This is a genomic window from Kitasatospora sp. NPDC114501 (assembly GCF_055633695.1).
Map to the genome: position 1 here is coordinate 137,888 of NZ_JBVKDS010000006.1, position 24,398 is coordinate 162,285.

The following is a 24,398-nucleotide window of genomic DNA, read 5'->3' on the forward strand; positions in this document are numbered from 1 at the left end:
GCGGGGTGCCCGCATCTCCCGGATTGCGGCGCACCCGGAGCGCGGCCAGGCCGGGCGCCCGGTCAACCGGTCATCGCAATCGGGGAGTTGTCGCCCTCCACGGGCGGCTGTGAGGCTGGCCGTCACCCGGCCGCCGTGATCGCGGCCGCGACCAGGAGAAGGAGAGAGCCATGTCCGCCACTCCCCCGTCCCACACCCCCGACGCCGCCGCGCTGCGCGCCGTCCCGGAGCGCATCGTCGCCGCCTGGGCCCAGCACGACGCCGCCGGCTTCGCCGAGGTCTTCACCGAGGACGCCACCCTGATCCTGCCCGGCGACGTGTTCCTGACGGGCCGTCAGGCGATCCGCGCGTTCATGACCCAGGCCTTCGCCGGCCCGTTCAAGGGCACCCGGGTCACCGGCGAGCCGGTGTCGGTCCGCCCGCTGGCCGCGGACGTGGCCGTGGTGGTCACCAAGGGCGGCGTGCTGGCCCCCGGGGACACCGAGGTGACGGCCGAGCGCGCGATCCGGGCGACCTGGGTGCTGGCCCGCCAGGGCGACGACTGGCGGATCGCCTCGTACCAGAACACCCCGATCGCCGCCTGAGACCCCGCTTCCGGCCCACCGCCGCCCGCCCCCGAGACCCGACCGTCCCACCGAGAGGACTCTGACATGCGTCCCTTCCGTATCGACGTCCCGCAGGAAGACCTCGACGACCTGGACCGCCGGCTCGCGGCGACCCGCTGGCCCGGTGAACTGCCGGGCGTGGGCTGGCAGCGCGGTGTGCCGCTGGGCTACCTGAAGGACCTGGCCGAGTACTGGCGCACCGGCTTCGACTGGCGCAAGGCCGAGGAGCAGCTCAACGCGTTCCCGCAGTTCCTGACCGAGATCGACGGCGTGGACATCCACTTCCTGCACGTGCGCTCGCCGGAGCCGGACGCCATGCCGTTGGTCATCACCCACGGCTGGCCCGGCTCGGTGGCGGAGTTCCTGGACGTGATCGGCCCGTTGACCGATCCGCGGGCCCACGGCGGCGACCCCGCCGACGCGTTCCACCTGGTCATCCCCTCGCTGCCCGGCTACGGCTTCTCCGGCCGCCCCCGGGAGGCGGGCTGGGACACCGCCCGGGTCGGCCGGGCCTGGGCCGAGCTGATGCGCCGGCTCGACTACGACCGGTACCTCGTCCAGGGCGGCGACTGGGGCATGCCGATCTCGCTCCAGCTCGGCCTGGCCGATCCGGCGCACGTGGCGGGCGTCCACCTCAACATGCTCGCCACCTTCCCGCCGCAGGACCCGGCCGAGTTCGCGAACCTGGACGAGGCGGACCGGGCCCGGCTGGAGTTCGCCGCGCACTTCGAGCAGGACGGGGCCGGCTGGCGGAAGATCCAGTCCACCCGGCCGCAGACGATCAGCTATGCTCTGACCGACTCGCCGGTCGGCCAACTCGCCTGGATCGTCGAGAAGTTCAAGGAGTGGACGGCCGCCGAAACGGCTCCCGAGGACGCGGTGGGCCGCGACCGGCTGCTGACCAACGCCGCGATCTACTGGTTCACCGCCTCCGCGGGCTCCAGCGCCCAGCTCTACTACGAGTCCAACCGGCTGGACTCCGAGTTCATCGGCACCTGGGCCGGCCCGTGGCAGCTCGCCGCGCCGGTCGGGGTGGCCGTCTTCCCGGAGGACGCCGTCCGGCCGATCCGCCGGTGGGCCGAGCGGATCCTCCCGACCCTCGCCCACTGGTCCGAGTTCGAGCGCGGCGGGCACTTCGCGGCGCTGGAGGAGCCCGAGCTGTTCGTCGGCGACGTCCGGACGTTCGCGCGCCGGGTGCGCTGAGCGCCGTACGCGAGCCCCCGTACGCCTCCGTACGCCCCGGTACACCCCCGGACGGCCGTCCAGCGGCCCGGCGGCCGGGTAGGCCCGGTCCCGTCACCTATGAGCAGGCCCGGCGTCGAGCAACGGCGCCGGGCGGAAACGGAGTTGAGTTGTCCTTCATTCTGAAGAGCCGCGGCGCCGGGCGGCGCGGTCGCCGCAGGCCCGGCTGGCTGGTGGCCACGGCGCTGGCCGCCGCCGCGCTGGCGATCGGGCCCGGCATGGCCGCCCCGGACCTGGCGGCCGCGGGGCCGGAGTCCGCCCTGGACGGCCATGACCGCCGGGTCCACCCACGGGACTGGGCCCTCTCCAACGGCGATCTGACCAACACCCGGGACGTCACCCGGACCCCGATCAACTCCCACAACGTCAAGAACCTCAAGGTGAAGTGGCGGCTTCCGCTGGAGGGCGAGCCGACCTTCGCCGGCATCATGGCCTCCAACCCGATCGTGGTGGGCGACACGGTCTACCTGATCAACCTCAACTCGGACGTCTACGCGGTGGACAAGGAGACCGGGAAGGTCCGCTGGAAGCGCGTGTTCAACAGCCCCTCGGTCGGGCCGAACGGCGTGGCCTACGCGCGCGGAGTCCTCTTCGGCACCACGTTCACCGGCGTGTTCGCCCTCGACCCGGCGACCGGCCGGACCCTCTGGGAGCGGGAGCTGATCGCCTCCGGCTCGGGCGGCATCGACGTCGCCCCCCAGGTGTACGAGGACACCGTCGTGGTCAGCACCGTCCCGAACACCTTCGGCCGGTACGTGCCGGGCGCCATGGGGACCATCTGGGCGCTGGACACCGCCACCGGGAAGCCCCGCTGGAGCTTCAACACGGTCAAGGACGGCGACCTGTGGGGCCACCCGGAGATCAACAGCGGCGGCGGGACCTGGTTCGCGCCGGCCCTGGACAAGCACGGGAGGCTCTTCGTCTCCGTCGCCAACCCCGCCCCGCTGCCCGGCACCCCCGAGTACCCCAACGGCAGCAGCCGGCCGGGCCCCAACCTCTACACCAACTGCCTGCTGGCACTGGACGGTCGGACCGGGAAGCTGCTCTGGTACCAGGCGACCGCGCCGCACGACCTGCGGGACTACGACCTCCAGGAACCCCCGATCGTGACCGAGGCCAAGGTCCGCGGGGTGTCCACCGAGGTCGTGGTGACGGCGGGCAAGATGGGCAAGGTCTTCGCCTACCGGGCCGACGACGGGACTCCGCTGTGGACCCTGCCGGTCGGCGCCCACCTGAACGACGAGGGCCCGCTGCCGGACACCCCGACCACCGTGCTGCCGGGCATCATCGGCGGGGTGGAGACGCCGATGGCGCTCTCCCGCGGGCGGCTCTTCGTGCCCTGGGTCGACAATCCCGCCAAGCTCGACTCCACCGGCGGGCTTCAGCTGCCCGACTACACGGTGGGCCGGGGCGGCCTGACCGCCGCCGACGTGGCGACCGGCAAGGTGCTCTGGAAGCGGGACCTGCCGCAGATGCCGCTCGGCGCCGCCACCGTGGCCAACGACGTGGTGTTCACCTCCACCTTCGACGGCCAGGTCTACGGCTTCGACACCGCCACCGGAGCGACCCTGTGGACGGCCAGGACACCGGCCGGCATCATCTCCTTCCCGGCGGTGAGCGGCAACCTGCTCCTGGTCGGCGCGGGAGCCCCCGCGTTCACGACCAACCCGTCGTTCGAGCTGATCGCCTACTCGCTCTGACCCCGTCGCCCGTACCGCTGCACTGAGTCCCACCCCCGACGGCCACCGGCCCGGCGTCCCACGCCGCGCCGGTGGCCGTCGTGCGTGCGCTCCGGCCCGCGCTCCGCGTTCCCGCGTTCCGTGTTCAAGGCGCGGACGGCGCGGCAGAGATTCTCGCGAGAATTCTCCCGCCGGATGTCGATCCGCGGCCACCGGCTCCGTCTACCAAGTGCCGGGCCTGGACCCCGGCGCGGTCGAGGCCCCCTGCCTCGACAACGGTCGCGGTCGCCGGGGACGGAGTGGACGCCCTCCCCGGCGACCGTCGGCCTCGGCCGACAGCCGGGAAGGGAGCCCGCCGGGAACTACCGGGAGTGATGGGAAGGCGGCGGTCCGGACTCCGGCCCACGTGTGGACGGCACCCGCGGGCGGCGCGTCACCGACGGGCGGGAGCGCTCGGGCCTTCTCGCGTCGTGCGGTGCGCAGCAGGCCCCCCGGCCCCGCTCCGAGCCGCTTTCCACGGCCTTCGCATACCGCCTGACCTGCGCAATCCCCGACCGTGCCGATAAACGCACGGCCACCGGCGGGCGCTCGGGCGGTTCTTGACCATGCTTCGTGGACGCTGCTACACATCGACCGTCGCCGACCGTTCCGGGGCGACGGATCTTCTGTGGGCACGACCGTGGAGGAGCCATGGTGCAATCACTCACCGTACTGGCCGATGGCCTGGACTTCCCGACCAGCCTGGCGTTCGACGACGAGGGCCGGATGTACCTGGCCGAGTCCGGACTGCCCTTCGGCGGCGCCGCCCCCGGGGGCCGGATCTGGCGCCTGGGACCGGGAACCGACACCTCGTCACGCACCCTCGTCGCCGACGGCCTCGCCGCCCCGGTGACCGGACTGCTCTGGCATCAGGGCCACCTCTACGTCTCGGAGGGCGGGGCCGGCCGGATCACCCGGCTCGGCCCGGACGGGCAGCGGACCGTCATCGTCGACGGCCTGCCGGGCCCCGGCAACTACCACGTCGACATGGCCGTGGCCGGCCCGGACGGGAAGCTGTACTTCGCCCAGGGCGCGATGTCCAACCTGGGGATCATCGGGCTGGACGCCTACGAACTCGGCTGGCTGGGGCGGCTTCCGCACTCGTACGACATCCCCGGCCTGGACATCGAGCTCACCGGCGTCAACGTGACCACGGACGACCCGCTGGCCGGCCGGCCCGGGGCGCGGACCACCACCGGCGCGTTCGTCCCGTTCGGCACCCGCACGCGGCCCGGGCAGCGGATACCGGCCGGACTGCCGTGCAGCGCGGCCGTGCTGCGCTGCGACCTCGACGGCGGCAACCTGGAGCTGGTGGCCTGGGGAATGCGCAACGCCTTCGGCCTGGGCTTCCTGCCGGACGGCCGGCTGCTGGCCGTCGACCAGGGCGCGGACGACCGCGGCAGCCGGCCGATCGGCAACGCCCCCGACCTGCTGTTCGAGGTGCGCGAGGGCGCCTGGTACGGGTGGCCGGACTTCATCGGCGGCATCCCGGTGACGGATCCGGCGTTCAAGCCCACCCGTGGCCCGCAGCCGACCTTCCTGCTCGCCAACCACGACGAACTCCCGCCTCCCGAGCGGCCGGTGCTCGACTTCGAGTCGCACGTCGCGGCGACCAAGTTCGCCGTGGCACCGCCGGGTTCGCCGCTGGCCGGACAGCTGGTGGTCACCCTGTTCGGGGACGAGGCGCCGATGACCCTGCCGCCGGGCGGCCCCCAGCTCGGGCGCGACCTGCTGCTGGTCGACCCGTCCGACTGGTCCACCCGGGGGCTGCCCTCCGGTCCCGAGCTGCACCGGCCGATCGACGTCGGCTTCGCTCCGGGCGACGGCGCGCTGCTGATCCTGGACTTCGGCGAGTTCGAGATGACCGACCACGGCGTCGAGTCCCGGCCGGGCACCGGCCGGCTCTGGCGCTGGGCGGGCTGGGACCAGTCGTAGGACGCGTCATCTCCGCCTCACCGAAAGGGAGTTGCACCATGGCAGGCAGGACCGGACTTTGGCTGATCGGCGGCAGGGGGTCGGTGGCCACCACCGCCGTCTGCGGGCTCGCCGCGTTGCGGGCCGGGCTCGCCCCCGCGACCGGCAGCGTCAGCGAGCGGCTCGACCTCGATCCGGGCGTCTTCCCCGGCTGGTCCGAGCTGGTCACCGGCGGTCACGACGTCGTCCCCACCCCGCTGGGCAAGCGGGCGGAGGAGCTCGCCGCCGCGGGGGTGCTGCCCGCCTGGCTCCCGTCGGCGGTCGCCGGGGAACTCGCGGCCGCCGACCGCGAGATCCGCCGCGGCCACGACCCGGCCGACGACACCCCGGCCACCCAGGCCGAGGCGGCGGCCCGGCTCGCCGCCGACATCGCGGACTTCCGGCGCTCCCACGGCCTGGAACGGGTCGTGGTGGTCAACGTCTCCTCCACCGAGCCCCCGCTCCCGCCCGGGCCCGAGCACGCCGACCTGGCCGCCCTCGACCACGCCCTCGCCCAGCCGGGGCGGCGGGTGCTCGGCCCGGGCGCCCTCTGCGCGTACGCCGCGTTCTCGGCCGGCTGCCCCTACGTCGACTTCACCCCGTCGCCCGGCCTGCGCATCCCGGCGGTCACCGAGCTGGCCGACCGGCGCGGCCTGCCGTACGCGGGCTGCGACGGCAAGACCGGCGAGACCCTGCTGCGCAGCGTGCTGGCGCCGATGTTCCTGGCCCGCGGGCTGCGGGTGCGGTCCTGGTCGGGGACCAACCTGCTCGGCGGCGGGGACGGCGCCAACCTCGGCGTGGCGGGCCGGGCGCGGGGCAAGCTGGAGTCCAAGAGCCGCGGTCTGGCCGCGCTGCTCGGCGGGGAGGTCACCGCGCCGCTGCACATCGACCACGTGCCCGACCTCGGCGAGCGCAAGGTCGCCTGGGACCACGTCTCCTTCGAGGGCTTCCTCGGCACCCCGATGAGCCTGCAACTGACCTGGGACGGCTACGACTCGACGCTGGCCGCGCCGTTGGTCCTCGATCTCGCCCGGCTGGTCGCCGGTGCGCACGCGGCCGGGATCTCCGGGCCGCTCGGCGCGCTGGCCTTCTTCTTCAAGGACCCGCTCGGCAGCGACGAGCACCGGCTCGCCCGGCAGGAACAGGACCTGGTGTCCTGGACGCGGCGGATCGCGGTGGCCCGATGAGGGACGCCCTGCGCCCGTGGCTCGACCTGGTCCGGGCACCGGCCGCGCTCACCGTCCTCGGGGACACCGTGGCCGGCGCGGTGGCGGCGGGCCGGCCGCTGCGCGGCCGACGGCTGGCCCTGCCGGTCGCCTCCGTCGCCCTGTACTGGTCGGGGATGGCGCTCAACGACTGGGCGGACCGCGAGGTCGACGCGCTGGAGCGCCCCGAGCGCCCCATCCCGTCCGGCCGGATCGCGCCCGGGCCCGCACTCGCGGCGGCCGCCGGGCTCGGCGCCACCGGGCTGGCCCTGGCCGGCCTCGCCGGCGGCGCCGACGCGCTGCGGATCGCCGTCCCGCTCACCGCGGCGGTGTGGGCGTACGACACGGTGCTGAAGCCGACCCCGGCCGCTCCGCTGGGCATGGCGGCCTGTCGCGGCCTGGACGTCCTGCTCGGCGCCGGATCCGGGCGCTGGCGGGCGGCCGGCGTCCCGGCGCTGGCACTGGCCACCCACACCCTGGGCGTGACCGCGCTGTCCCGCGGCGAGGTCCACGGCGGCCGCCCGGCCGACACCCGGCTGGCCCTGGCCGCCACCGTGGCCACCGCCCTGCTGACCGGCGCCGGCCGGGCCGCCTCGGCCCGGCACCGCACGGCCGCGGCGCTCTGCGCACTGGGGTACGCGGCCACCACCGGCACCGCCCAACTCGCCACCGCCCCGGCCCGGTCCGCCCCGGCGGGGCCGGACCGTACGGCAGGAACGGACCGCACGGCAGGCACGGACCGCACGGCGGCGCCGGACCGCACGGCCGCGGCGGTCCGGACCGCGACGGTGGCCGGGATCCACGGCATGCTGCCGCTCCAGGCCGGACTGGCCGCACGGCGGGGCTCGCTGCCGGCCGCCGCGCTGGTACTGGCCGCCCTGCCGCTGGCCCGCCGGCTGTCCGCCCGCAGGAGCCCGACGTGAGCACGATCGCCATCGGGTACGGCACCAACGGGTTCGCCAACCACCGGCTGGACGACGCGATCCGGGTCATCGCCGACCTGGGCTACACGTCGGTCGCCCTCACCCTCGACCACCACCACCTCGACCCGTTCGGCCCGGACCTGGCCCGGGAGACCGACCGGCTCGCGGCGCTGCTCTCCTCGTCGAACCTGCGCTGCGTGGTCGAGACCGGCGCGCGCTACCTGCTCGACCCCTACCGCAAGCACCACCCCACACTGGTGTCCGAGGACGCCCGGCCGAGGATCGACTTCCTGCTGCGCGCCGTCCGGATCGCCGAGTCGCTCGGCGCCGACTGCGTGTCCTTCTGGTCCGGGGTGAGCGAGCCCGGGGTGGACCGGCGGACCAACCGCGCACGGCTGGTCGAGCACCTCGGCCCGGTCCTGGCCGAGGCAGGGCGCCGGGCCGTCCGGCTCGGCCTGGAGCCCGAGCCCGGCATGGTCGTCCAGCACCTCGACCAGGCGCTCGACCTGCGCCGCGAACTCGGCGAGCCCGAGGCCCTCGGCATCACCCTCGACGTCGGGCACTGCGTGGCCGTCGAGCCGGTGGACGCCGCGCGGTGCGTGCGGCGCGCGGCCGGGCTGCTGGTCAACGTCCAACTGGACGACATGCTCCCGGGCGTCCACGAGCACCTGGAGTTCGGACAGGGGCGGCTCGACCTCGCCGCGACGCTGGCCGCCCTCGACGGGATCGGCTACACCGGCGTCGCGGCGGTCGAACTGCCCCGGCACAGCCACGCCGCGCCGCAGACCGCACGGACGGCCCTGGCGGCGATACGCCGGGCCCAGGAGACCGTTTCCGTTCCGCCGGCGCACACGGGTGCACCGGCGTCGTCCACGATCGGAGACCGCGAGTCATGACCAACCCAGAGCACCACCGCTGGCTCGAAACCAGCGTCTACGGCGGGAGTTGGCCGACGCCGCCGCCGGACCCGCAGGACGACTGGCTGACCCGCGCCGAGCGCCGGGTCCGCGAGTGGCCCGGCACCGTCCACCAGGAGTTCCCGCTGGCCGGCCGGATGGTCGGACGCGAGCCGGTCCGGCCCGACACCGACCCGCAGGGGCTGGTGCACGGCACGGTCGACGACCGGGCCCGGGGCCGGCTGCTCGCGGCGCTGGCCGGAGCCCTGCCCGGGGCGGTCCTGGCGGCCGAGGTCGAGAAGCTCTACCGGCACGGCGACGACGCCGAGCGGCGCGGGGTGCTGCGCGCGCTGCCGGATCTGCCGGACAGCGTGCGACGGCTCGGCCTGGAGCTGGTCGCCGACGGCCTGCGCACCAACGACCCGCGGCTGGTCGCGGCGGCGATGGGCCCCTTCGCGGGCCGGCACCTGGCCCAGGACCAGTGGCGCCACGGCGTGCTGAAGTGCCTGTTCACCGGGGTCCCGCTGGCGGCCGTGGCGGAGCTGCTCGCCCGCACCGACTCCGAACTGCTGCGGATGGCCCGCGACCTGGCCGAGGAGCGGCGGGCGGCCGGCCGGGAGATCGACCCCGACCTGCGGGCGCTGCTCGGCATGACCGTCCTGCTGGCGCTCGTGCCCCCGCACCCGCAGGAGGCCCGGTCATGAGGATCTTCGACCCGCACGTCCACATGACCTCGCGCACCACCGACGACTACCGGGCGATGCGGGCGGCCGGGGTCCGGGCCGTGGTCGAGCCGGCCTTCTGGCTCGGCCAGCCCCGTACCAACCCGGGCTCCTTCACCGACTACTTCGACGGCCTGCTCGGCTGGGAGCGGTTCCGGGCGTCCCGGTTCGGGATCAACCACAACTGCGCGATCGCCCTGAACCCCAAGGAGGCCAACGACCCGCGCTGCGTCGAGGTGCTGGACGTCCTGCCGCGCTACCTCGGCAAGGACGGCGTGGTCGCGGTCGGCGAGATCGGCTACGACTCGATGACCAGGGCCGAGGACGAGGCGTTCGCCCGCCAGCTGGAGCTGGCCGTCGACCACGGGCTGCCGGCCCTGGTCCACACCCCGCACCGGGACAAGCACGCCGGCACCCGCCGCACCCTGGACGTGGTCCGCGAGTCCGGCATCGACCCGGGCGCCGTCCTGGTGGACCACCTCAACGAGGTCACCGTGGCGACGGTCGCCGACTCCGGCTGCTGGATGGGCTTCTCCATCTACCCGGACACCAAGATGGACGAGCAGCGGATGGTCGCCGTGCTGAAGGAGTACGGCACCGCCCGGATCCTCGTCAACTCGGCTGCGGACTGGGGGAATTCGGATCCTCTCAAGACGCATCTGGTGGGCCGGGCGATGCTGGCGGCCGGCTTCACCGCGGCGGACGTGGACACCGTGCTGTGGCACAATCCGGTCGAGTTCTACGGCCGGAGCGGGCGACTGATCCTCGACGAGGAGCTCCGGGCCGACACCGCCGCCGCCTCCTTCGCGGGCAACTCGGTACTCCGGGGCGGCTCGTGAACCGGCTCTGCTACTCGACCAACGTCCACCCGGCCGAGGACCTGCCGGGAATCCTCCGGCAGCTCGACACCTGCGCCGCCCCGATCCGCGAGCGGACCGGCTTCGACCGGCTCGGGCTCGGCCTGTGGCTGGCCGCCGACGCCGCGGCCGAACTCGCCGCCGACCCGTCCCTGCTCCGCCGGCTGCGCTCCGAACTGGACGCCCGGAGCCTGTCGGTGCTCGCCATGAACGCCTTCCCGTACGGCGGCTTCCACCGGCGGGTGGTCAAGCACGCGGTGTACCGGCCGGACTGGACCGAACCGGCCCGGGCCCGCTACACCGCCGACTGCGCGACCGTGCTGGCCGGCCTGCTGCCCGAGGACGCCGACGGCGGCAGCGTCTCCACCCTGCCGCTGGCCTGGCGCCGGCCCTGGTCCCCCGCCGCGGACCGGGCCGCCGAGGAGGCGCTGCGGCGGACCGCGGAGGCGTTCCGTACCGTCTCGGACCGGGCCGGCCGGCCGATCCGGCTCGCCGTCGAACCGGAACCGGGCTGCGTGCTGGACGACGTCGCGGACGCCGTGCGCTGGCTCGCCACCCGGGCGGACCTCGACGTCGTCGGCCTCTGCCTGGACACCTGCCACCTGGCGGTCTCCTTCGCCGACCCTGAGCGGACGGTGGCCGACGCCGAACGGGCCGGCGTCCGGGTGGTCAGGATCCAGGCGTCGGCCGCCCTGCACGTGGACGACCCGGGCGACCCGGCGGCACGCCGGCTGCTCGCCGACTACGCCGAACCGCGCTACCTCCACCAGGTGCGGGAGTCGGACCGCTCCGGCCGGGTGCTCACCGCCGACGACCTGCCGGAGGCACTGGACCGGCTGCCCGGCCGGGGGCCCTGGCGGGTGCACTTCCACGTGCCGCTGCACGCCGCGCCGCCCGCACCGCTGCGCGCCACCACCGACGTGCTCCGCCGGGCGGTGGCGGCCGTCCGGGAGCGGACGGTGGTCGAGGTCGAGACGTACACCTGGCCGGTGCTGCCCGGGCGGCCGGCCGAGGCCCCCGTCGACGTCCCGGCCGGGACGGCCGCCGAACTCCTCTGGGCCGAGCGCGAACTGATCAGCGAAAGGGTGGACGGTTGAAACCCGTGGTCCTGCTGGACGTGGTCGGCCTGACCCCGCGCCTGCTGCCGTACATGCCGAACCTCACCCGGCTCGCCGAGCGCGGCGGGTCCGCCCCGCTGCGCACGGTGCTGCCCGCCGTCACGTGCAGCGTGCAGTCCACGCTGCTCACCGGCCGGCTGCCCGCCGAGCACGGCATCGTCGGCAACGGCTGGTACTTCCGGGACCTCGGCGAGATCCACCTCTGGCGCCAGCACAACCGGCTCGTCCGGACGCCGAAGGTGTGGGAGACCGCGCGCTCCCGGCACCCCGGCTACCGGGTCGCCAACGTCTGCTGGTGGTACGCCATGGGCGCCACCACCGACCTGCTGGTCACCCCGCGCCCGGTCTACCACGCCGACGGCCGCAAGTCGCCCGACTGCTACACCCGGCCGGCCGGGCTGCGCGACGAACTCACCGCCGAGCTGGGGCCCTTCCCGCTCTTCCAGTACTGGGGCCCGACCGCCGGGATCGCCTCCAGCCGCTGGATCGTCTCGGCGGCCCGCCGGATCCTGCGCACCGAGCGGCCCGACCTGCTGCTGGTCTACGTCCCGCACCTGGACTACGACCTCCAGCGCTTCGGGCCCGACTCCCCGCAGGCCGTGGCGGCGGCCCGGGAGGTGGACGCCGTGCTGGCGCCGCTGCTGGAGCAGGCGGAGCGGTCCGGCGCGAGCGTGGTCGCGCTCAGCGAGTACGGCATCACCCCGGTCCGCCGCCCGGTGGACATCAACCGCGAACTGCGCCGGGAGGGCCTGCTGGAGGTGTACACCCAGGCCGGGATGGAGTACCTGGACCCGTGGGCCTCGCGGGCCTTCGCCGTCGCCGACCACCAGATCGCCCACGTCTACGTCCCCGACGGGGCGGACCTGCCCAAGGTGCGCGACCAGCTGCTCCGGCTTCCCGGCGTGGCCGAGGTGCTGGACCGCGCGGACCAGGCGCGCCACGGCCTCGACCACCCGCGTTCCGGGGAGCTGGTGGCGGTGGCGGCCCCCGACTCCTGGTTCACCTACTACTACTGGCTGGACGACGCGCGGGCCCCCGACTTCGCGCGGTCCGTCGAGATCCACCGCAAGCCCGGCTACGACCCGGCCGAGCTGTTCTTCGACCCGGCGGACCCGCTGGCCAGGGCGCGGGCCGCGCTCGGTCTGGCCCGCAAGAAGCTCGGCCTGCGCCACACCATGAACGTGGTGCCGCTGGATCCGACCTGGGTCCGCGGTTCGCACGGCCGCCTCCCGGACTCGCCCGCCGACGGCCCCGTGCTGATCTGCTCGGACCCGGCCTGGCAGCCCGTCCTCGACGCGTCCGGCGCGATCGGCGCCACCGACGTCCCCGCACTGCTGCTGGGGCTCCAGGGGCTCACGGGCTGACGGCCGTCACCGGTCGTTGAGCGCCTCGGCCCTGGTCTCCAGGTAGCGCCGCTCGGGGATGCTGCCGGTGCGCCGGGCCGCCTCCCGGAAGCTGTTCCGGGCCGCCTCCCGGTCGCCGTTCATCTCCAGCAGGTGGGCGCGGACCGCGGCGAGCCGGTGGTGGTCCGCGAGCCGGCCGTCGGCCTCCAGGGTGGCGAGCAGTTCGAGTCCGGCCGCCGGGCCGAGGGCCATCCCCCGGGCGACGGCGTGGTTGAGGGTCACCATCGGGCCGGGGGACATCTCCTCCAGCACCTCGTACAGCGCCATGATCTGCGTCCAGTCGGTGTCCTCGGCGTGCGCGGCCTCGCCGTGCACGGCGGCGATGGCCGCCTGCACCTGGTACGGCCCGGCCACCATCCGCGGCAGGGTCTCGGCTATCAGGGCCAGCCCCTCCTTGAGCGCGGACTGGTTCCAGGCCGAGCGGTCCTGCTCGGCGAGCGGGACGAGGCTGCCGTCGGGCCGGGTGCGGGCCGGCCGGCGGGCGTCGGTCAGCAGCATCAGCGCCAGCAGGCCCGCCACCTCGCCCTCCTCGGGCAGCAGCCGGTGCAGCTCACGGGTGAGGCGGATGGCCTCGCGGGCGAGTTCGGGCTGGAGGAGGTCGGGGCCGCTGGTGGTGGTGTAGCCCTCGTTGAAGATCAGGTAGAGCACCTGGAGCACGACCCCCAGCCGCTCCTTGCGCTCGCTCTGCGGAGGCATCCGGAACGACGACCCGGTGGACTTGATCCGCTGCTTGGCCCGGCTGATCCGCTGGGCCATGGTCGCCTCGGGGACCAGGAAGGCGTGCGCGATCTGCACGGTGGTCAGACCCCCGACCGCCCGGAGGGTCAGCGCGACCTGCGAGCCGGGGGTGAGCGAGGGGTGGCAGCAGAGGAACAGCAGGGTGAGCATGTCGTCCTGCGCGGCCGCCTTCGGCTCCTCGCCCGGGCCGGGCGTCACCGTCTCGTCGGTCGGGGTGAGCGCGGCGGCGGTGGCCTCGCGGCGCTGGCGGGCCTGCTCGCTGCGCAGCCCGTCGATCACCCGGCGGGCGGCCACGGTGATCAGCCAGGCCCGGGGGTTGCCGGGCACGCCCTGTTCGGGCCACTGGACGGCGGCGGCCAGCAGGGCGTCCTGGACGGCGTCCTCGCAGGCGTCGAAGTGCCCGTAGCGGCGGACGACCGCGCCGAGGACCTGCGGTGCGAGTGATCGGAGCAGGTCCTCGACCCGGACGTCACGGTTCATCGGCTCAGCTCTCCGTATCGGCTTCGAAGACGACCTGGCGGACCTCGATGCCCGTGTACCGGGCGTCGGGGATCTGGCCCGCCAATTCGATCGCGCGTTCCCTGGACGCGCACTCGACCAGGTAGTACCCGGCCAGGAACTCCCTGCCGGCCAGGTAGGGGCCGTCGGAGACCGCGGGCCGGCCGGCGCGGACACGGACCGTGGCACTGCCGGACGGATCGGCGAGGGCCTGGGTCACCACCATCTCACCGGAGTCGAGGATCTTCTGCTGGAACGTGGCGTGTCCGGCGAAGACCTCGTTGCGCTCTCTCTCGGACAAGCCGTCCCAGACTACCGGGTTCATGTGGATCAACAGCATGTACTTCATCTCATCATTCCTTGGTCCCTCGTACGGCGGACTGGTGCCATGCACCTGAGACGTCGCCGCCGGAGGGGCGCCCTCGACATCCAACCCGGGATCACGGCGCTCCGCCCGGGTTTCCGGCGCGGACGTCGAGACCGTGTCGCCTGGTCCGACGTACCGGGTGTGACGGCACCCGCGGGTGCCACGTGCCCCGAGAATCCGGAAGGACCCCGCGATGAGCGACACCACACCCCCCAGCGCGCCCGCGCCCCGGGCCGGACGGCGGGAGTGGATCGGGCTGGCCGTCCTCGCCCTGCCCGCCCTGCTGGTCTCGATCGACGTCTTCGTCATGCTGCTGGCCCTGCCCAGCGTGGCGGACGCCCTCGGGGCCGGTGGCGTGCAGCAGTTGTGGATCACCGACATCTACTCGTTCATGCTCGCCGGCCTGCTCGTCACCATGGGCTCGCTCGGCGACCGCATCGGCCGGCGCCGGCTGCTGCTCATCGGCGCCGCGGCGTTCGGCGTCGCGTCCGTCGCCTCCGCCTACGCCGTCAGCCCCGCCATGCTGATCGCGGCGCGCGCCCTGCTCGGCATCGCCGGCGCCACCCTCGCACCGAGCACGCTCTCGCTGATCACCACCATGTTCCAGGACGCCCGGCAGCGCGGCGCCGCCTTCGGCATCTGGGGCGCGTGCTTCTCGGTCGGCGCCGTCGCCGGACCGATCATCGGCGGCGGCATGCTCGCCCACTTCTGGTGGGGCTCGGCCTTCCTGCTCGGCGTCCCCGCGATGGTGCTGCTGCTCGTGCTCGGCCCGGTCCTGCTGCCCGAGTTCCGCGACCCCGACGCCGGGCGCCTGGACCTGGTCAGCGTGCTGGAGTCGCTGGCCGCCGTCCTCCCCGCCATCTGGGGCCTGAAGGAGATCGCCGAGGACGGCTGGCAGCCGATGCCGATCGCGGCCGTGCTGGCCGGCGTCGGGTTCGGCATCCTCTTCGTCCACCGCCAGCGCCACCTCCCGCACCCGCTGCTGGACCTGAGCCTGTTCGGCCACCGCGCCTTCACCGCGGCGCTGCTCAGCCTGTTCCTCGGCACCATGCTCACCGGCGCGGTGATGTTCTTCGTCACCCAGACCCTCCAGCTGCTGTACGGGCGCGACCCGTTCCACGCGGGCCTGTGGATGCTGCCGGCGATCGCCGCCAACACGGTCTCCTTCACCCTCTCCCCACGGCTCGGCCAGCGCTTCCGTCCGGCGTACCTCATCGGCGGCGGCCTGGTCCTCTGCACGCTCGGCATGCTGGTGATCACCAGGGCGGAGCCCGGGTCCAGCCCCGCGGTGCTGATCGCCGGTTTCGCCGTGGTCTTCCTCGGCTCCGGCCCGATGGTCACCCTCGGCATGGGTCTGGTCATGGGCTCCGCCCCGGTGGAGAAGGCCGGCTCGGCGGCCGCGCTCAACGAGACCAGCGGCCAACTCGGCTTCGCCCTCGGCATCGCGGCCCTCGGCAGCGTCGGCGCCGCCGTCTACCGCGGCGCGCTCGACCTGCCCGACGGTCTGCCCGCCGACGCCGCCCGGGCCGCCCGGGACTCCCTCAACGGCGCCCAGGAGGCCGCCCGTTCGCTCTCCGGCGAGGTCGCCGACGCCCTCCTGACCCCCGCCCGGGCCGCCTTCGCCGACGAACTCCACACCGTGGTCACCGTGGCCGGCGTCCTGCTGCTCGCCACCGCCGCCCTGGTGACCGCCCTGCTGCGCCACCTGCCGCCCACCGGCCGGCCCCCGGGCGGCGCCGCCGACGGGCACCCGGCGGACCCGGGCACCGCCCCCGCGGCCGGCTGACCGCCCTCCGCACCGCCCGCCCGTCGCGGCGATCACTCGTACGGCGTACCGCACCGTGCCCCCGCCTCCGCTCCGGTCGTTGGCGGCGCGGGCGCCCGGTCGTACGGGTGCCGTGATCGCCCCACGAGGAAAGGTGCGGAACGCATGTCGCAGCTGGTGTCGGTGCAGTGCTTCAACCTGTCGCGCGACGGGTTCGGGGCGGGCGAGGGGCAGTCCCTGGAACGGCCCTTCGGCCACGCGGACCCCTCCCCCTTCTTCTCCTGGGCGGGTGCCACCGCGAGTTGGGTGAACCGCACCGACCCCGGCGGCACCCGCGGCCTGGACGACTACCTGACCCGCGACCACGCCCGCCCGCCGGGCGCGGTGATCATGGGACGCAACAAGTTCGGTCCCCAGCGCGGCCCGTGGGAGAACCACGAGTGGAAGGGCTGGTGGGGGCCGAACCCGCCGTTCCACGCGCCGGTCTTCGTGCTCACCCACTACGAGCGCCCCTCCTTCACGCTCTCCGACACCACCTTCCACTTCCTCAACGCGACCCCGGCCGAGGCGCTGAAGCACGCCAAGGAGGCCGCCGGGGACCGGAACGTGCGCATCAGCGGCGGGGTCACCACCGTCCGCGAGTTCATCGACGCCGGCCTGGTCGACACCATGCACTTCGCCGTCGCGCCGGTCGACCTCGGCCGGGGGGAGCGGCTCTGGGAGAGCCACACCGAGCTGCTCGACCGCTACCACCTGGACACCGTGCCCAGCCCCAGCGGCGTCACCCACCTGCTGTTCTGGCGGCGGTGACGGCCGGCGCTCACGACCGCGCACCCTCCGCATGACAACTCGACACCGTGTGTGACGTACCGTCACCGCGTAGCCGTGGCCGGGGCCTTCGCCCCGGCCACCGTCGTGTCCGGGCCCGGGCCGAGCCGCCGACCGGAGATCCACGGGCAGCACGTTGGAAGAAATCACGTTGTCGAATCCGGCCCCCCGGTTACGACTAACACGCGAGTAGCGCCGCGCGCCCACCGACATCCGGATGGTGCCGCTCCGGCGTTCCGCCTCGGAGAAAGGGGTTACCCGTGAACTCACCACTACCGGCGAGAACGATGAAGCTGCCATCACTGGAGGGCCTGCGGGCCGTCGGCGTCGTCTTCGTCTTCGCGAGCCACGCACTCGTCCTCGGCGCCTTCAAGGACCCGAACGCCCTCTCCGTCTTCAACACCCTCACGGGCGACGGGCGGCTCGCGTTCCTCGCGGTGTCGTTCTTCCTCGTCATCAGCGGGTTCGTCCTCACCTGGTCGGCCAAGCCCGGCCAGAGCGCGACCGGCTTCTGGCGGCGCAGGGTGATGCGCATCGGCCCGTCCCACGTCCTGCTCGCCGTCCTCGCACTGACCCAGTTCGCCGCCGCGGGCGAGACGATCAGGTGGGGGCCGGCCGTCGCCAACCTCTTCCTGGTGCAGAACTGGTGGCCCTCCCAGGACCTGATCATGTACCAGTTCAACGGCGCGACGTGGACGCTCGCGGTGGAGATGCTCTGCTACGCGATGTTCCCGCTGCTGATCCGGTTCGTCCGGCGGCTCGGCACCCGGGCGCTGTGGTCCTGGATCATCGGTCTCGGCGCGACCGCCGTCCTGATCCCGGCGATCAGCTACCCGCTGCTCTCGGGGTTCCCGCCGAGCCAGTTCTACCCCGCGGGGTCCTGGCCCCAGCTGTGGGCGCTGTACTTCTTCCCGCCCGTCCGGTGCATCGACTTCCTCATCGGCATGTTCCTCGCCCGGATCGTTGCCTCCGGCAGCTGGCCGAGGATCCGGATCCTGCCGGCCGCCCTGCTCAACCTCGCCGTCTTCCTCCTGCTGTACCACCTGCCCGTCCCCTTCGGGATCGCGGCGCTCTACCCCGTACCGGCCGCGCTGCTGATCGGCGCCCTCGCCGCCCAGGACGTGGCGGGCCGACGCACCGCCCTGAGCGCGCCCTTCATGGTGTGGCTCGGGGACCTCTCCTTCGCCATCTACATCACCCACCTCACCGTGATGTTCGCGGTGCACGCGGCGTTCGCGGGCGAACTGGTGGGCTACGCCCACTCATACACCCCCACGGCGTTCGACACTCCCGCCGCCGTCGCGTTCGTCGTCGCCCTCTACGTCCTGTGCGTCGCGGTCTCCTGGGTCCTGCACGTCACCGTCGAGATGCCGGCCATCCGCCGGTGGAGCCGGCCTGCGGCCCAGCGCGCGCCCCAGCGACCGAACCCGGAACCTCAGCCACAGACCTGACCGACGATCACCCCACGATCGGAGACAGCCATGGCCGAAGCGGCCCACCCGACCGACCACGCCGAGCACCCGGACTACCCGATGCGCCGGACCTGCCCGTACACCCTGCCGGCCGGCTACCAGGAGCTCCTCGACCGGCCGACCCTCGGCAAGGTCCGACTGCCCAGCGGCAGGCTCGCCTGGGCGGCGGCCCGCTACGAGGACGTCAAGGCGATGCTGGGCGACAACCGGTTCAGCTCCGACCTGCGCCGCCCGGGATACCCGCTGATGATGGACCACCAAGTCCCCCCGCCCGAGTTCTCCACCTCCCTGGTCGGGATGGACCCGCCCGAACACACCCTGGCCCGGCGCGCGGTGGCCGCGGACTTCACCCCCCGCAGCGTCAACCGGTTGCGGCCCCGGATCCAGGAGATCACCGACGAGTACGTCGAGCGGCTGCTGGCCGGCCCACGTCCCGTCGACCTGATCGACGCCTTCGCCAACCCGGTCCCGCTGCTCGTGATCTGCGAGTTGCTCGGTGTCCCGTTCGCCGACCGCGAGTTCTTCCTGCGGATCTCCTTCACGGTGATGAACGCCACCACGCCCGAGGCCGGCACGGCGGCGATGGCCGAACTCATGGGCTACATGGACGGGATGGTCACCGAGAAGGAGCGAACGCCGACCGACGACCTGATCGGCCGGCTCGCGGCGCGGCGGGGCGAGCCGGGCGTCCCCGACCACCGCGACCTGGTCGGCATGGCCTTCATGCTGCTGATGGCGGGCCACGAGACCATCGCGAACGTCATCGGGCTGGGCGCCATGCTGCTCCTGGACCGCCCGGTGCTGCGCAAGTCGCTGGCCGCCGACCCGTCGCGCTGGCCCGCGGCGATCGACGAGTTGGTGCGGTACTTCACCATCGCGGAGATCGCCAACTCCCGGGTGGCCCTGGAGGACGTCGAGATCGGCGGGGTCCGGATCGCGGCCGGCGAGGGCGTGCTCGGCCTGACGGTGGGGGCCAACCGGGACCCGCAGCGGTTCCAGGACCCGGACGCCTTCGACCTCGACCGCGTCGACCGCAGCCTGGCCTTCGGCTTCGGCGCGCACCAGTGCATCGGTCAGCACCTGGCGCGGACCGAACTGGAGGTCGTCCTGAGCACCCTGTTCGAGCGCATCCCCGAGCTGCGGCTGGCCGAGCCGATGGAGGCGCTGCGGTTCAAGGAGGAGCACGTCAACTACGGCCTGCACGCGCTGCCGGTCACCTGGTGAGGGAGGAACCCATGCGGATCCGGACCGACGAAGACCGCTGCATCGGCGCGGGCCGGTGCTACCTCGCGGCGCCCGACCTGTTCGACCAGAGCGACCAGGACGGGACCGTGGTGGTGCTGACCGAACGGGTCGCGGGCGCCCAGCTGGCGGGCGCGCGGACGGCGGTCGACGAGTGCCCGACCCGCACCCTCTCCCTGATCGAGGAGTAGCGGAGCAGGGGCGGAACGGACGAGGCCGGCGCGGGGACCCGAGGGTCCCGCGCCGGCCTCGTCGGGTCGGCTCCGTCAGCTCACTCGCCGCTGCTGCGGGCCGCCCGCTGGAAGTAGAACCCCGCCAGGAGGGCCAGCACCACGAAGACCGCGGCCGAGACGGCGGCGACGGCGTTCAGGCCGCTCACGAACGCCGCGTGCGCCGTCTTGAGCAGCGCCGCGGAGGCGTCCGCCCCGAGCTTCGTGGCCTCGGCGGCGGCACCGGCGACGGTCTCCCGGGCCTGCGCGGAGCCTTCACCGCTCATCTCGCTGCTGTAGACCGCGGAGCCGATCGTGCCGAGCACGGCCAGGCCGAGCGCGCCGCCGAGGTAGTTCGCGGTCTCCGCCATCGAGGCGGCCGAACCGGCGCGCTCCGGCGGCACCGAGCCGACCACCAGGCCGATGCCGAGCGCGAACATCGGGCCGGCGCCCAGGCCGATGACGGCGGTGCCGAGCACGATCGGCCAGGGGCCGTGGTCGCCGTTCACCATGATCAGCACCGCGGCGCCGATCGCGGAGAGGAACATGCCGCCGATGATCGCGGTCCGCGGCTGGATCGAACGGATCAGGGCCGGCGTGGACATCGTGCCCACCGCCATGCACAGACCCATCGGGACGAACCACAGGGCCGAGGCGAGCGGGGTGTAGCCGAGCACCGTCTGCAGCAGCTGGGTGACGTTCAGGGCGGTGCCCGCCAGGACCATCCCGGCCAGCGCCAGCGCGGTCAGCATGACGGTGAACGAGCTGTTCGCGAAGAGCCGCAGGTCGAGCAGCGGGTCGTCGCCCTTGAGCTGGCGGCGCACGAACACGGTGCCGAACAGCAGGCCGACGACCAGCGACACCACACCGGTCACCGTGCTGCCGGTACCCAGGCTGAGCACCTTGATCGCGTAGACCACCGGGAGGATGCCCAGCAGGGAGAGCACGACGCTGGTCAGGTCCAGGCTCCGGGACTGCTCGGGGCGGAACTCCGGGAGCAGCACGGGCCCGGCGATCAGCACCACGGCCGCGACCGGGACGGCGAGCAGGAACACCGCGCCCCACCAGAACGGCGCGAGCAGCACGCCGCCGAGCACGGGCCCGAGCGCGGCGCCGGTGAAGGTGCAGGTGGCCCAGATCGAGATGGCCTTCCCGCGCTGCTTGTCGTCGCGGAAGATGTTGGTGATCAGCGCGAGGGTGGAGGGCATCAGCGTGGCACCCGCGATGCCCTGCACCCCGCGCGCCGTGATCAGCATGATCGGGCTGGTCGCCCAGGCGCAGACCAGCGAGGCCAGCGCGAACACCGCCATGCCCGCCATCAGGAGCTTGCGGCGCCCGATCCGGTCACCGACCGTGCCCATGGTGATCACCAGGCCGGCGACCATGAAGCCGTAGGCGTCGGTGATCCACAACTGCTGGACGCTGCTGGCGCCCAGGTCGGCGGTGAGTTCGGGCAGCGCCAGGAACAGGACGTTCGCGTCGAGCGCGACCAGCAGGGTCGGCAGCGCGAGGACCGCGAGTGCCAGCCAGGGCCGTGCGGTGGTGCGGGGGAGGTCTGTCTCCGCTGTAGTGACGGACATGGCCGTGTTGTTCCTCTCGCTCATTTTCGGAAGGTCGCTCACTACGTTGTCGAAGCAGCCGACCGATTCTTGCGCCGGTTCGCGGAACTTTTTTCAGATGACTTCCGCACGGCCCCGGCGGCTGGGGCGTCGTCGCTGGTCAGACGCGTGGAGCCGATGGTGGTCGACACCATCGGCTCCACGACTGGACATCTGTTCGACTGTTCTGGGACACGTCCGGTCCGCGGCGACCGGTGGTCCGCCGGCCGCCGGGGCGCACGCGGCGGACGCGGGATCAGTGGTGGTACTCGCCGCAGTTGACGTCGAGGCAGTGGCCCGTGACGGCGCGCGCCAGGTCCGACGCCAGGAAGATCACCACATCGGCGGTCTCCTCCGGGGTCTGCAACCGGCGCAGGTCCATGTCGGAGGCCACCTCCTGGTAGCCCTCCTCCAGCGTCAGGCCGCGCATCTCGGCGAGCCCGCCGATGAAGTCCTTCACCTTGTCGGTCCACATCGGCCCGGGTGCCACGGTGTTCACCCGGATCCCCTCCGGGCCCAGCTCGGTGGAGAGCATCTGGGCCGCCGCGAGCAGCCCCGACTTGGCGATCTTGTAGGCGCCGCAGGCACGCTTGGAGTGCCGCAGGACCGACGAGTTGACCATGACGATCGAGCCGCGGCTGTCCCGCAGGGCCGGCGTGAACAGCTTCGACAGCCGCAGCGCCGCGTAGACGGTCACCTCCATGCCGAGGCGGACGTCGTCCAGGTCGGTGTCCCGCAGCTCGGTGTGCGGCGGCTCCACCAGCGCGTTGTTGATCAGGGTGTCGACCCGGCCGAACTCGCCGAGCGCGGCGTCGACCAGTGCGCTCGCGGCGGCCGGATCGGTGATGTCGGTGGGCACCGCCAGTGCGCGGCGCCCGGTCTCCTCGACGGCCTTGGCCACCTCGTCCAGGTAGGACGACGTACGGGCCGCGAGCACCACGTCGGCCCCGGCCTCGGCGCACCGCACGGCCAGCGTCCGGCCGAGACCGGCCCCCACGCCCGACACGACGACGACCTTGTCTCGGAGCAGCTCCGGAACCTTCATGTGTTCGTCCTCTCTCGATAACAGTGCTCTCGACGACAGTGCGCACGGACTACCGAGGGGCGGGACGGAGCCCGGGGGCCGCGAAGCCCCCGGGCAGCCGGTCAGGCGGAAGCGCCCTCGCTGAAGACGATCGGACGGACCTCGATGCCGAGGCCCTCGACAGCGGCGTCCGGGATCATCGCGGCGACCTCGTGGGCGCGCGCCAGGTCCTTGACCTCGATGATGTAGGTACCACCCACGTATTCCTTGGCCTCGGCGTACGGACCGTCCGTCACCGCCGGGACGCCGCCGCGCACCCGCACCACGGAGCTCTGGTCCGGGCCGGCCAGGGCCAGGGTCCCGACGAACTCGCCGGTCGCCTTGATCTTCTCCATGAACGCGCCGTGGCCCTGGAAGACCGCGTTGCGCTCCTCCTCCGGCAGCGCGGCCAGGACGTCGGCGTTCGGGTACATCATGATCAGGTACTTCATCGTTCTGCTCCTTGCGACGTGAGGCGCCCGGTGGGGCCTTCACTGAGAAGTCGGCGCCGATCCGCCGACTTCGACATCCTCGCGAAAAACTTTTTCCCGTACCAGCGGAACGACGCAGGACGTCCTCACGGCGCGGGCCTCACGGCGCGGGCACGCCGAAGGCCGAGGGCGGCAGCGGGCGGCGGGCGGCGCGCAGGACGCGCAGCAGCGTCCGAGGGTGCATCAGGGACTGTGGGGTGGCCACCAGTCCGGCGATCCGCACCAGCGCGTCGGTCACCCGGGGGTCGTGCACCGCCGCCCGCTGGGCCAGCGCGGCGTACCGGTTGACCAGGGCGGTCTGGAGGTTCCGCTTGCCCTTGACGCCCGGGTAACCCAGGTCGGTCACCGCGGCGAAGGACCAGGGGGAGCGGATCTCCCGGGCGATGTCGCGGAAGTAGGCCTGGGGCCTGGGCAGCCGCCGCCCGGCGGCGTGCCGGCGCAGCACCAGCGCCTGGAGGGCGGCCGAGGTCATGCCCTGGGCGTAGGCGGGGTTGAAGCTGCACACCGCGTCGCCCAGCACCAGCAGTCCGGCCGGAAAGCGCTCCAGCCGGTGGTAGTCCCGCCGGACGCTGGCCGGGTAGCGGAAGCGCGTCGGCTCGTCGAGGGGTTCGGCGTCCCGGATCGCCTCGTAGATCTCGGGGACGGGCAGCGACCGGACGAAGGCGTGGAACCCCTCCGGGTCGGTGGGCGGGTGGTCGCCCAGGAGCCCGGTCACCGACAGCTCCACCCGGTTGTCGTCGCCGGGCACCCGGTAGAAGAACGCCCCGCGCGGGTGCGAGGGCGTGGCGGCCGGGATGATGGCGATGTCACTGCCGAACGGGTCCTTCTCCAGCCGGTAGTGGCGGGTGGTGTACGCCAGGTCGATCTCGATCCGTTCCTCGGGGGGCGCCTGGTACCCGAGGTCGGCCAGCCAGAGCGGGGCCCGGGAGCCGCGGCCGGTGGTGTCGACGACCAGGTGCGCGGAGATCGTCCGCTCCTCGGCCCCGGGGGTGCGCGCCTGCACCCTGACCCCGGTGACCCGGTGCCCGGCGGCGTCGGCCACCGGGGCGATGACGTCGTGCTCCTCCAGGAACGACACCTCCGGCAGCTTCCGCACCCGCTCGCGCAGGTGGTACTCGAGCACCGGCCGGGTGGCGGGCACGGACGGCAGACCGGTGCGGGCGGGACGCAGCCGCAGCCCGTTGAAGTACCACTGGATGTCGTTGCTGAAGTCCCCGGGCCGTACCCCCGCGGCGATCAACTCGTCGGTGAGGCCCGGGAACAGTGACTCCATGATCTGGTGGCCGCGGGCGACCAGCCCGTGGGCGTGGTTGCCGTGCGGGACGCCGCGGCGCGGCCCCTGGACCCCGAGGATCCGGTCGCGTTCGACGACGACGACCCGGGGATAGGACTCGGAGAGCACCCTGGCCGCCAGCAGGCCCGCAATGCTTCCGCCGAGAACCACGGCACATTCGTCGGTACGGGTGGCCATGAAGGTCCCCTCTC

General features: G+C 73.5%; 22 protein-coding genes. 16 read left to right on the forward strand and 6 right to left on the reverse strand.

Annotated elements, in window-relative coordinates:
- Positions 1-170: 170 nt before the first annotated feature.
- The 11 genes from ACZ7RU_RS13425 (at position 171) to ACZ7RU_RS13475 (ending at position 12,603) form a co-directional block, all read left to right on the forward strand.
- Complete coding sequence (locus ACZ7RU_RS13425) at positions 171-584, forward strand: SgcJ/EcaC family oxidoreductase (protein WP_470341050.1); 414 nt, start codon at positions 171-173, stop codon at positions 582-584.
- A gap of 66 nt (positions 585-650) precedes the next feature.
- The gene (locus ACZ7RU_RS13430; RefSeq protein WP_470341051.1) at positions 651-1,808 is read left to right on the forward strand and encodes an epoxide hydrolase family protein; all 1,158 of its coding nucleotides are present in this window, start codon (positions 651-653) and stop codon (positions 1,806-1,808) included.
- A 149-nt stretch (positions 1,809-1,957) separates the two neighbouring features.
- Complete coding sequence (locus ACZ7RU_RS13435; protein WP_470341052.1) at positions 1,958-3,547, forward strand: outer membrane protein assembly factor BamB family protein; 1,590 nt, start codon at positions 1,958-1,960, stop codon at positions 3,545-3,547.
- A gap of 669 nt (positions 3,548-4,216) precedes the next feature.
- Positions 4,217-5,500, forward strand: a complete 1,284-nt coding sequence (locus ACZ7RU_RS13440; protein WP_470341053.1) for a PQQ-dependent sugar dehydrogenase — start codon at positions 4,217-4,219, stop codon at positions 5,498-5,500.
- 38 nt (positions 5,501-5,538) lie between these two features.
- Entirely contained in the window at positions 5,539-6,705 is a 1,167-nt protein-coding gene (locus ACZ7RU_RS13445) for an inositol-3-phosphate synthase (RefSeq protein WP_470341054.1), read from the forward strand.
- Positions 6,702-7,646, forward strand: a complete 945-nt coding sequence (locus tag ACZ7RU_RS13450; RefSeq protein WP_470341055.1) for an SCO3242 family prenyltransferase — start codon at positions 6,702-6,704, stop codon at positions 7,644-7,646. The genes ACZ7RU_RS13445 and ACZ7RU_RS13450 overlap by 4 nt, the downstream gene beginning before the upstream one ends.
- Positions 7,643-8,542 carry a sugar phosphate isomerase/epimerase family protein gene (locus tag ACZ7RU_RS13455; protein ID WP_470341056.1) on the forward strand — a complete coding sequence of 300 codons (900 nt, stop codon included), beginning with the start codon at positions 7,643-7,645 and terminating at the stop codon, positions 8,540-8,542. Before ACZ7RU_RS13450 ends, ACZ7RU_RS13455 begins: the two co-directional genes overlap by 4 nt.
- Positions 8,539-9,246, forward strand: coding sequence for an EboA domain-containing protein (locus ACZ7RU_RS13460; RefSeq protein WP_470341057.1), 708 nt, complete (start codon positions 8,539-8,541; stop codon positions 9,244-9,246). Before ACZ7RU_RS13455 ends, ACZ7RU_RS13460 begins: the two co-directional genes overlap by 4 nt.
- Positions 9,243-10,103: a TatD family hydrolase gene (locus ACZ7RU_RS13465; RefSeq protein ID WP_470341058.1), complete on the forward strand. Its 861-nt coding sequence runs from the start codon at positions 9,243-9,245 to the stop codon at positions 10,101-10,103. Before ACZ7RU_RS13460 ends, ACZ7RU_RS13465 begins: the two co-directional genes overlap by 4 nt.
- Positions 10,100-11,218, forward strand: coding sequence for a metabolite traffic protein EboE (gene eboE / locus ACZ7RU_RS13470; RefSeq protein ID WP_470341059.1), 1,119 nt, complete (start codon positions 10,100-10,102; stop codon positions 11,216-11,218). The genes ACZ7RU_RS13465 and eboE overlap by 4 nt, the downstream gene beginning before the upstream one ends.
- Positions 11,215-12,603, forward strand: a complete 1,389-nt coding sequence (locus tag ACZ7RU_RS13475; RefSeq protein ID WP_470341060.1) for an alkaline phosphatase family protein — start codon at positions 11,215-11,217, stop codon at positions 12,601-12,603. Before eboE ends, ACZ7RU_RS13475 begins: the two co-directional genes overlap by 4 nt.
- Positions 12,604-12,609: 6 nt before the next feature.
- On the opposite strand, the gene ACZ7RU_RS13480 is transcribed toward ACZ7RU_RS13475, so the two are convergent.
- Positions 12,610-13,860 carry an RNA polymerase sigma factor gene (locus tag ACZ7RU_RS13480; protein WP_470341061.1) on the reverse strand — a complete coding sequence of 417 codons (1,251 nt, stop codon included), beginning with the start codon at positions 13,858-13,860 and terminating at the stop codon, positions 12,610-12,612.
- 4 nt (positions 13,861-13,864) lie between these two features.
- Positions 13,865-14,227, reverse strand: coding sequence for a YciI family protein (locus ACZ7RU_RS13485; RefSeq protein ID WP_470341062.1), 363 nt, complete (start codon positions 14,225-14,227; stop codon positions 13,865-13,867).
- 211 nt (positions 14,228-14,438) lie between these two features.
- On the opposite strand from ACZ7RU_RS13485, the gene ACZ7RU_RS13490 reads away from it, so the two are divergent.
- From ACZ7RU_RS13490 to ACZ7RU_RS13510, 5 genes are all read left to right on the forward strand, one after another.
- Complete coding sequence (locus tag ACZ7RU_RS13490) at positions 14,439-16,031, forward strand: MFS transporter (protein WP_470341063.1); 1,593 nt, start codon at positions 14,439-14,441, stop codon at positions 16,029-16,031.
- 144 nt (positions 16,032-16,175) lie between these two features.
- Entirely contained in the window at positions 16,176-16,820 is a 645-nt protein-coding gene (locus tag ACZ7RU_RS13495) for a dihydrofolate reductase family protein (RefSeq protein WP_470341064.1), read from the forward strand.
- Positions 16,821-17,125: 305 nt separating this feature from the next.
- A complete protein-coding gene (locus tag ACZ7RU_RS13500; RefSeq protein WP_470341065.1) occupies positions 17,126-18,289 on the forward strand; it encodes an acyltransferase family protein in 1,164 nt (387 codons plus the stop codon).
- A gap of 30 nt (positions 18,290-18,319) precedes the next feature.
- Complete coding sequence (locus tag ACZ7RU_RS13505) at positions 18,320-19,534, forward strand: cytochrome P450 (RefSeq protein ID WP_470341066.1); 1,215 nt, start codon at positions 18,320-18,322, stop codon at positions 19,532-19,534.
- 11 nt (positions 19,535-19,545) lie between these two features.
- The gene (locus tag ACZ7RU_RS13510) at positions 19,546-19,743 is read left to right on the forward strand and encodes a ferredoxin (RefSeq protein WP_470341067.1); all 198 of its coding nucleotides are present in this window, start codon (positions 19,546-19,548) and stop codon (positions 19,741-19,743) included.
- 80 nt (positions 19,744-19,823) lie between these two features.
- On the opposite strand, the gene ACZ7RU_RS13515 is transcribed toward ACZ7RU_RS13510, so the two are convergent.
- The 4 genes from ACZ7RU_RS13515 to ACZ7RU_RS13530 all read right to left on the reverse strand — a co-directional run bounded on the left by ACZ7RU_RS13515 (position 19,824) and on the right by ACZ7RU_RS13530 (position 24,384).
- Positions 19,824-21,341, reverse strand: coding sequence for an MFS transporter (locus ACZ7RU_RS13515; protein ID WP_470341068.1), 1,518 nt, complete (start codon positions 21,339-21,341; stop codon positions 19,824-19,826).
- Between the two features lie 274 nt (positions 21,342-21,615).
- Positions 21,616-22,404, reverse strand: coding sequence for an SDR family oxidoreductase (locus tag ACZ7RU_RS13520; protein WP_470341069.1), 789 nt, complete (start codon positions 22,402-22,404; stop codon positions 21,616-21,618).
- Positions 22,405-22,505: 101 nt separating this feature from the next.
- Entirely contained in the window at positions 22,506-22,874 is a 369-nt protein-coding gene (locus tag ACZ7RU_RS13525; RefSeq protein ID WP_401108804.1) for a YciI family protein, read from the reverse strand.
- Between the two features lie 139 nt (positions 22,875-23,013).
- On the reverse strand, positions 23,014-24,384 hold the full coding sequence (locus ACZ7RU_RS13530; RefSeq protein ID WP_470341070.1) for an FAD-dependent oxidoreductase: 1,371 nt from the start codon (positions 24,382-24,384) through the stop codon (positions 23,014-23,016).
- Positions 24,385-24,398 lie beyond the last annotated feature (14 nt).

Excerpts from the sequence above, each read along its gene's own strand:
- ACZ7RU_RS13510 (WP_470341067.1), top strand. The coding sequence starts at position 19,546 with ATGCGGATCCGGACCGACGAAGACCGCTGCATCGGCGCGGGCCGGTGC.
- ACZ7RU_RS13530 (WP_470341070.1), bottom strand. The coding sequence starts at position 24,384 with ATGGCCACCCGTACCGACGAATGTGCCGTGGTTCTCGGCGGAAGCATT.
- ACZ7RU_RS13525 (WP_401108804.1), bottom strand. The coding sequence starts at position 22,874 with ATGAAGTACCTGATCATGATGTACCCGAACGCCGACGTCCTGGCCGCG.
- ACZ7RU_RS13485 (WP_470341062.1), bottom strand. The coding sequence starts at position 14,227 with ATGAAGTACATGCTGTTGATCCACATGAACCCGGTAGTCTGGGACGGC.
- ACZ7RU_RS13465 (WP_470341058.1), top strand. The coding sequence starts at position 9,243 with ATGAGGATCTTCGACCCGCACGTCCACATGACCTCGCGCACCACCGAC.
- ACZ7RU_RS13450 (WP_470341055.1), top strand. The coding sequence starts at position 6,702 with ATGAGGGACGCCCTGCGCCCGTGGCTCGACCTGGTCCGGGCACCGGCC.
- ACZ7RU_RS13505 (WP_470341066.1), top strand. The coding sequence starts at position 18,320 with ATGGCCGAAGCGGCCCACCCGACCGACCACGCCGAGCACCCGGACTAC.
- ACZ7RU_RS13425 (WP_470341050.1), top strand. The coding sequence starts at position 171 with ATGTCCGCCACTCCCCCGTCCCACACCCCCGACGCCGCCGCGCTGCGC.
- ACZ7RU_RS13445 (WP_470341054.1), top strand. The coding sequence starts at position 5,539 with ATGGCAGGCAGGACCGGACTTTGGCTGATCGGCGGCAGGGGGTCGGTG.
- ACZ7RU_RS13440 (WP_470341053.1), top strand. The coding sequence starts at position 4,217 with ATGGTGCAATCACTCACCGTACTGGCCGATGGCCTGGACTTCCCGACC.
- ACZ7RU_RS13515 (WP_470341068.1), bottom strand. The coding sequence starts at position 21,341 with ATGTCCGTCACTACAGCGGAGACAGACCTCCCCCGCACCACCGCACGG.
- ACZ7RU_RS13480 (WP_470341061.1), bottom strand. The coding sequence starts at position 13,860 with ATGAACCGTGACGTCCGGGTCGAGGACCTGCTCCGATCACTCGCACCG.
- ACZ7RU_RS13520 (WP_470341069.1), bottom strand. The coding sequence starts at position 22,404 with ATGAAGGTTCCGGAGCTGCTCCGAGACAAGGTCGTCGTCGTGTCGGGC.
- ACZ7RU_RS13495 (WP_470341064.1), top strand. The coding sequence starts at position 16,176 with ATGTCGCAGCTGGTGTCGGTGCAGTGCTTCAACCTGTCGCGCGACGGG.
- ACZ7RU_RS13500 (WP_470341065.1), top strand. The coding sequence starts at position 17,126 with ATGAAGCTGCCATCACTGGAGGGCCTGCGGGCCGTCGGCGTCGTCTTC.
- ACZ7RU_RS13430 (WP_470341051.1), top strand. The coding sequence starts at position 651 with ATGCGTCCCTTCCGTATCGACGTCCCGCAGGAAGACCTCGACGACCTG.
- ACZ7RU_RS13460 (WP_470341057.1), top strand. The coding sequence starts at position 8,539 with ATGACCAACCCAGAGCACCACCGCTGGCTCGAAACCAGCGTCTACGGC.
- ACZ7RU_RS13490 (WP_470341063.1), top strand. The coding sequence starts at position 14,439 with ATGAGCGACACCACACCCCCCAGCGCGCCCGCGCCCCGGGCCGGACGG.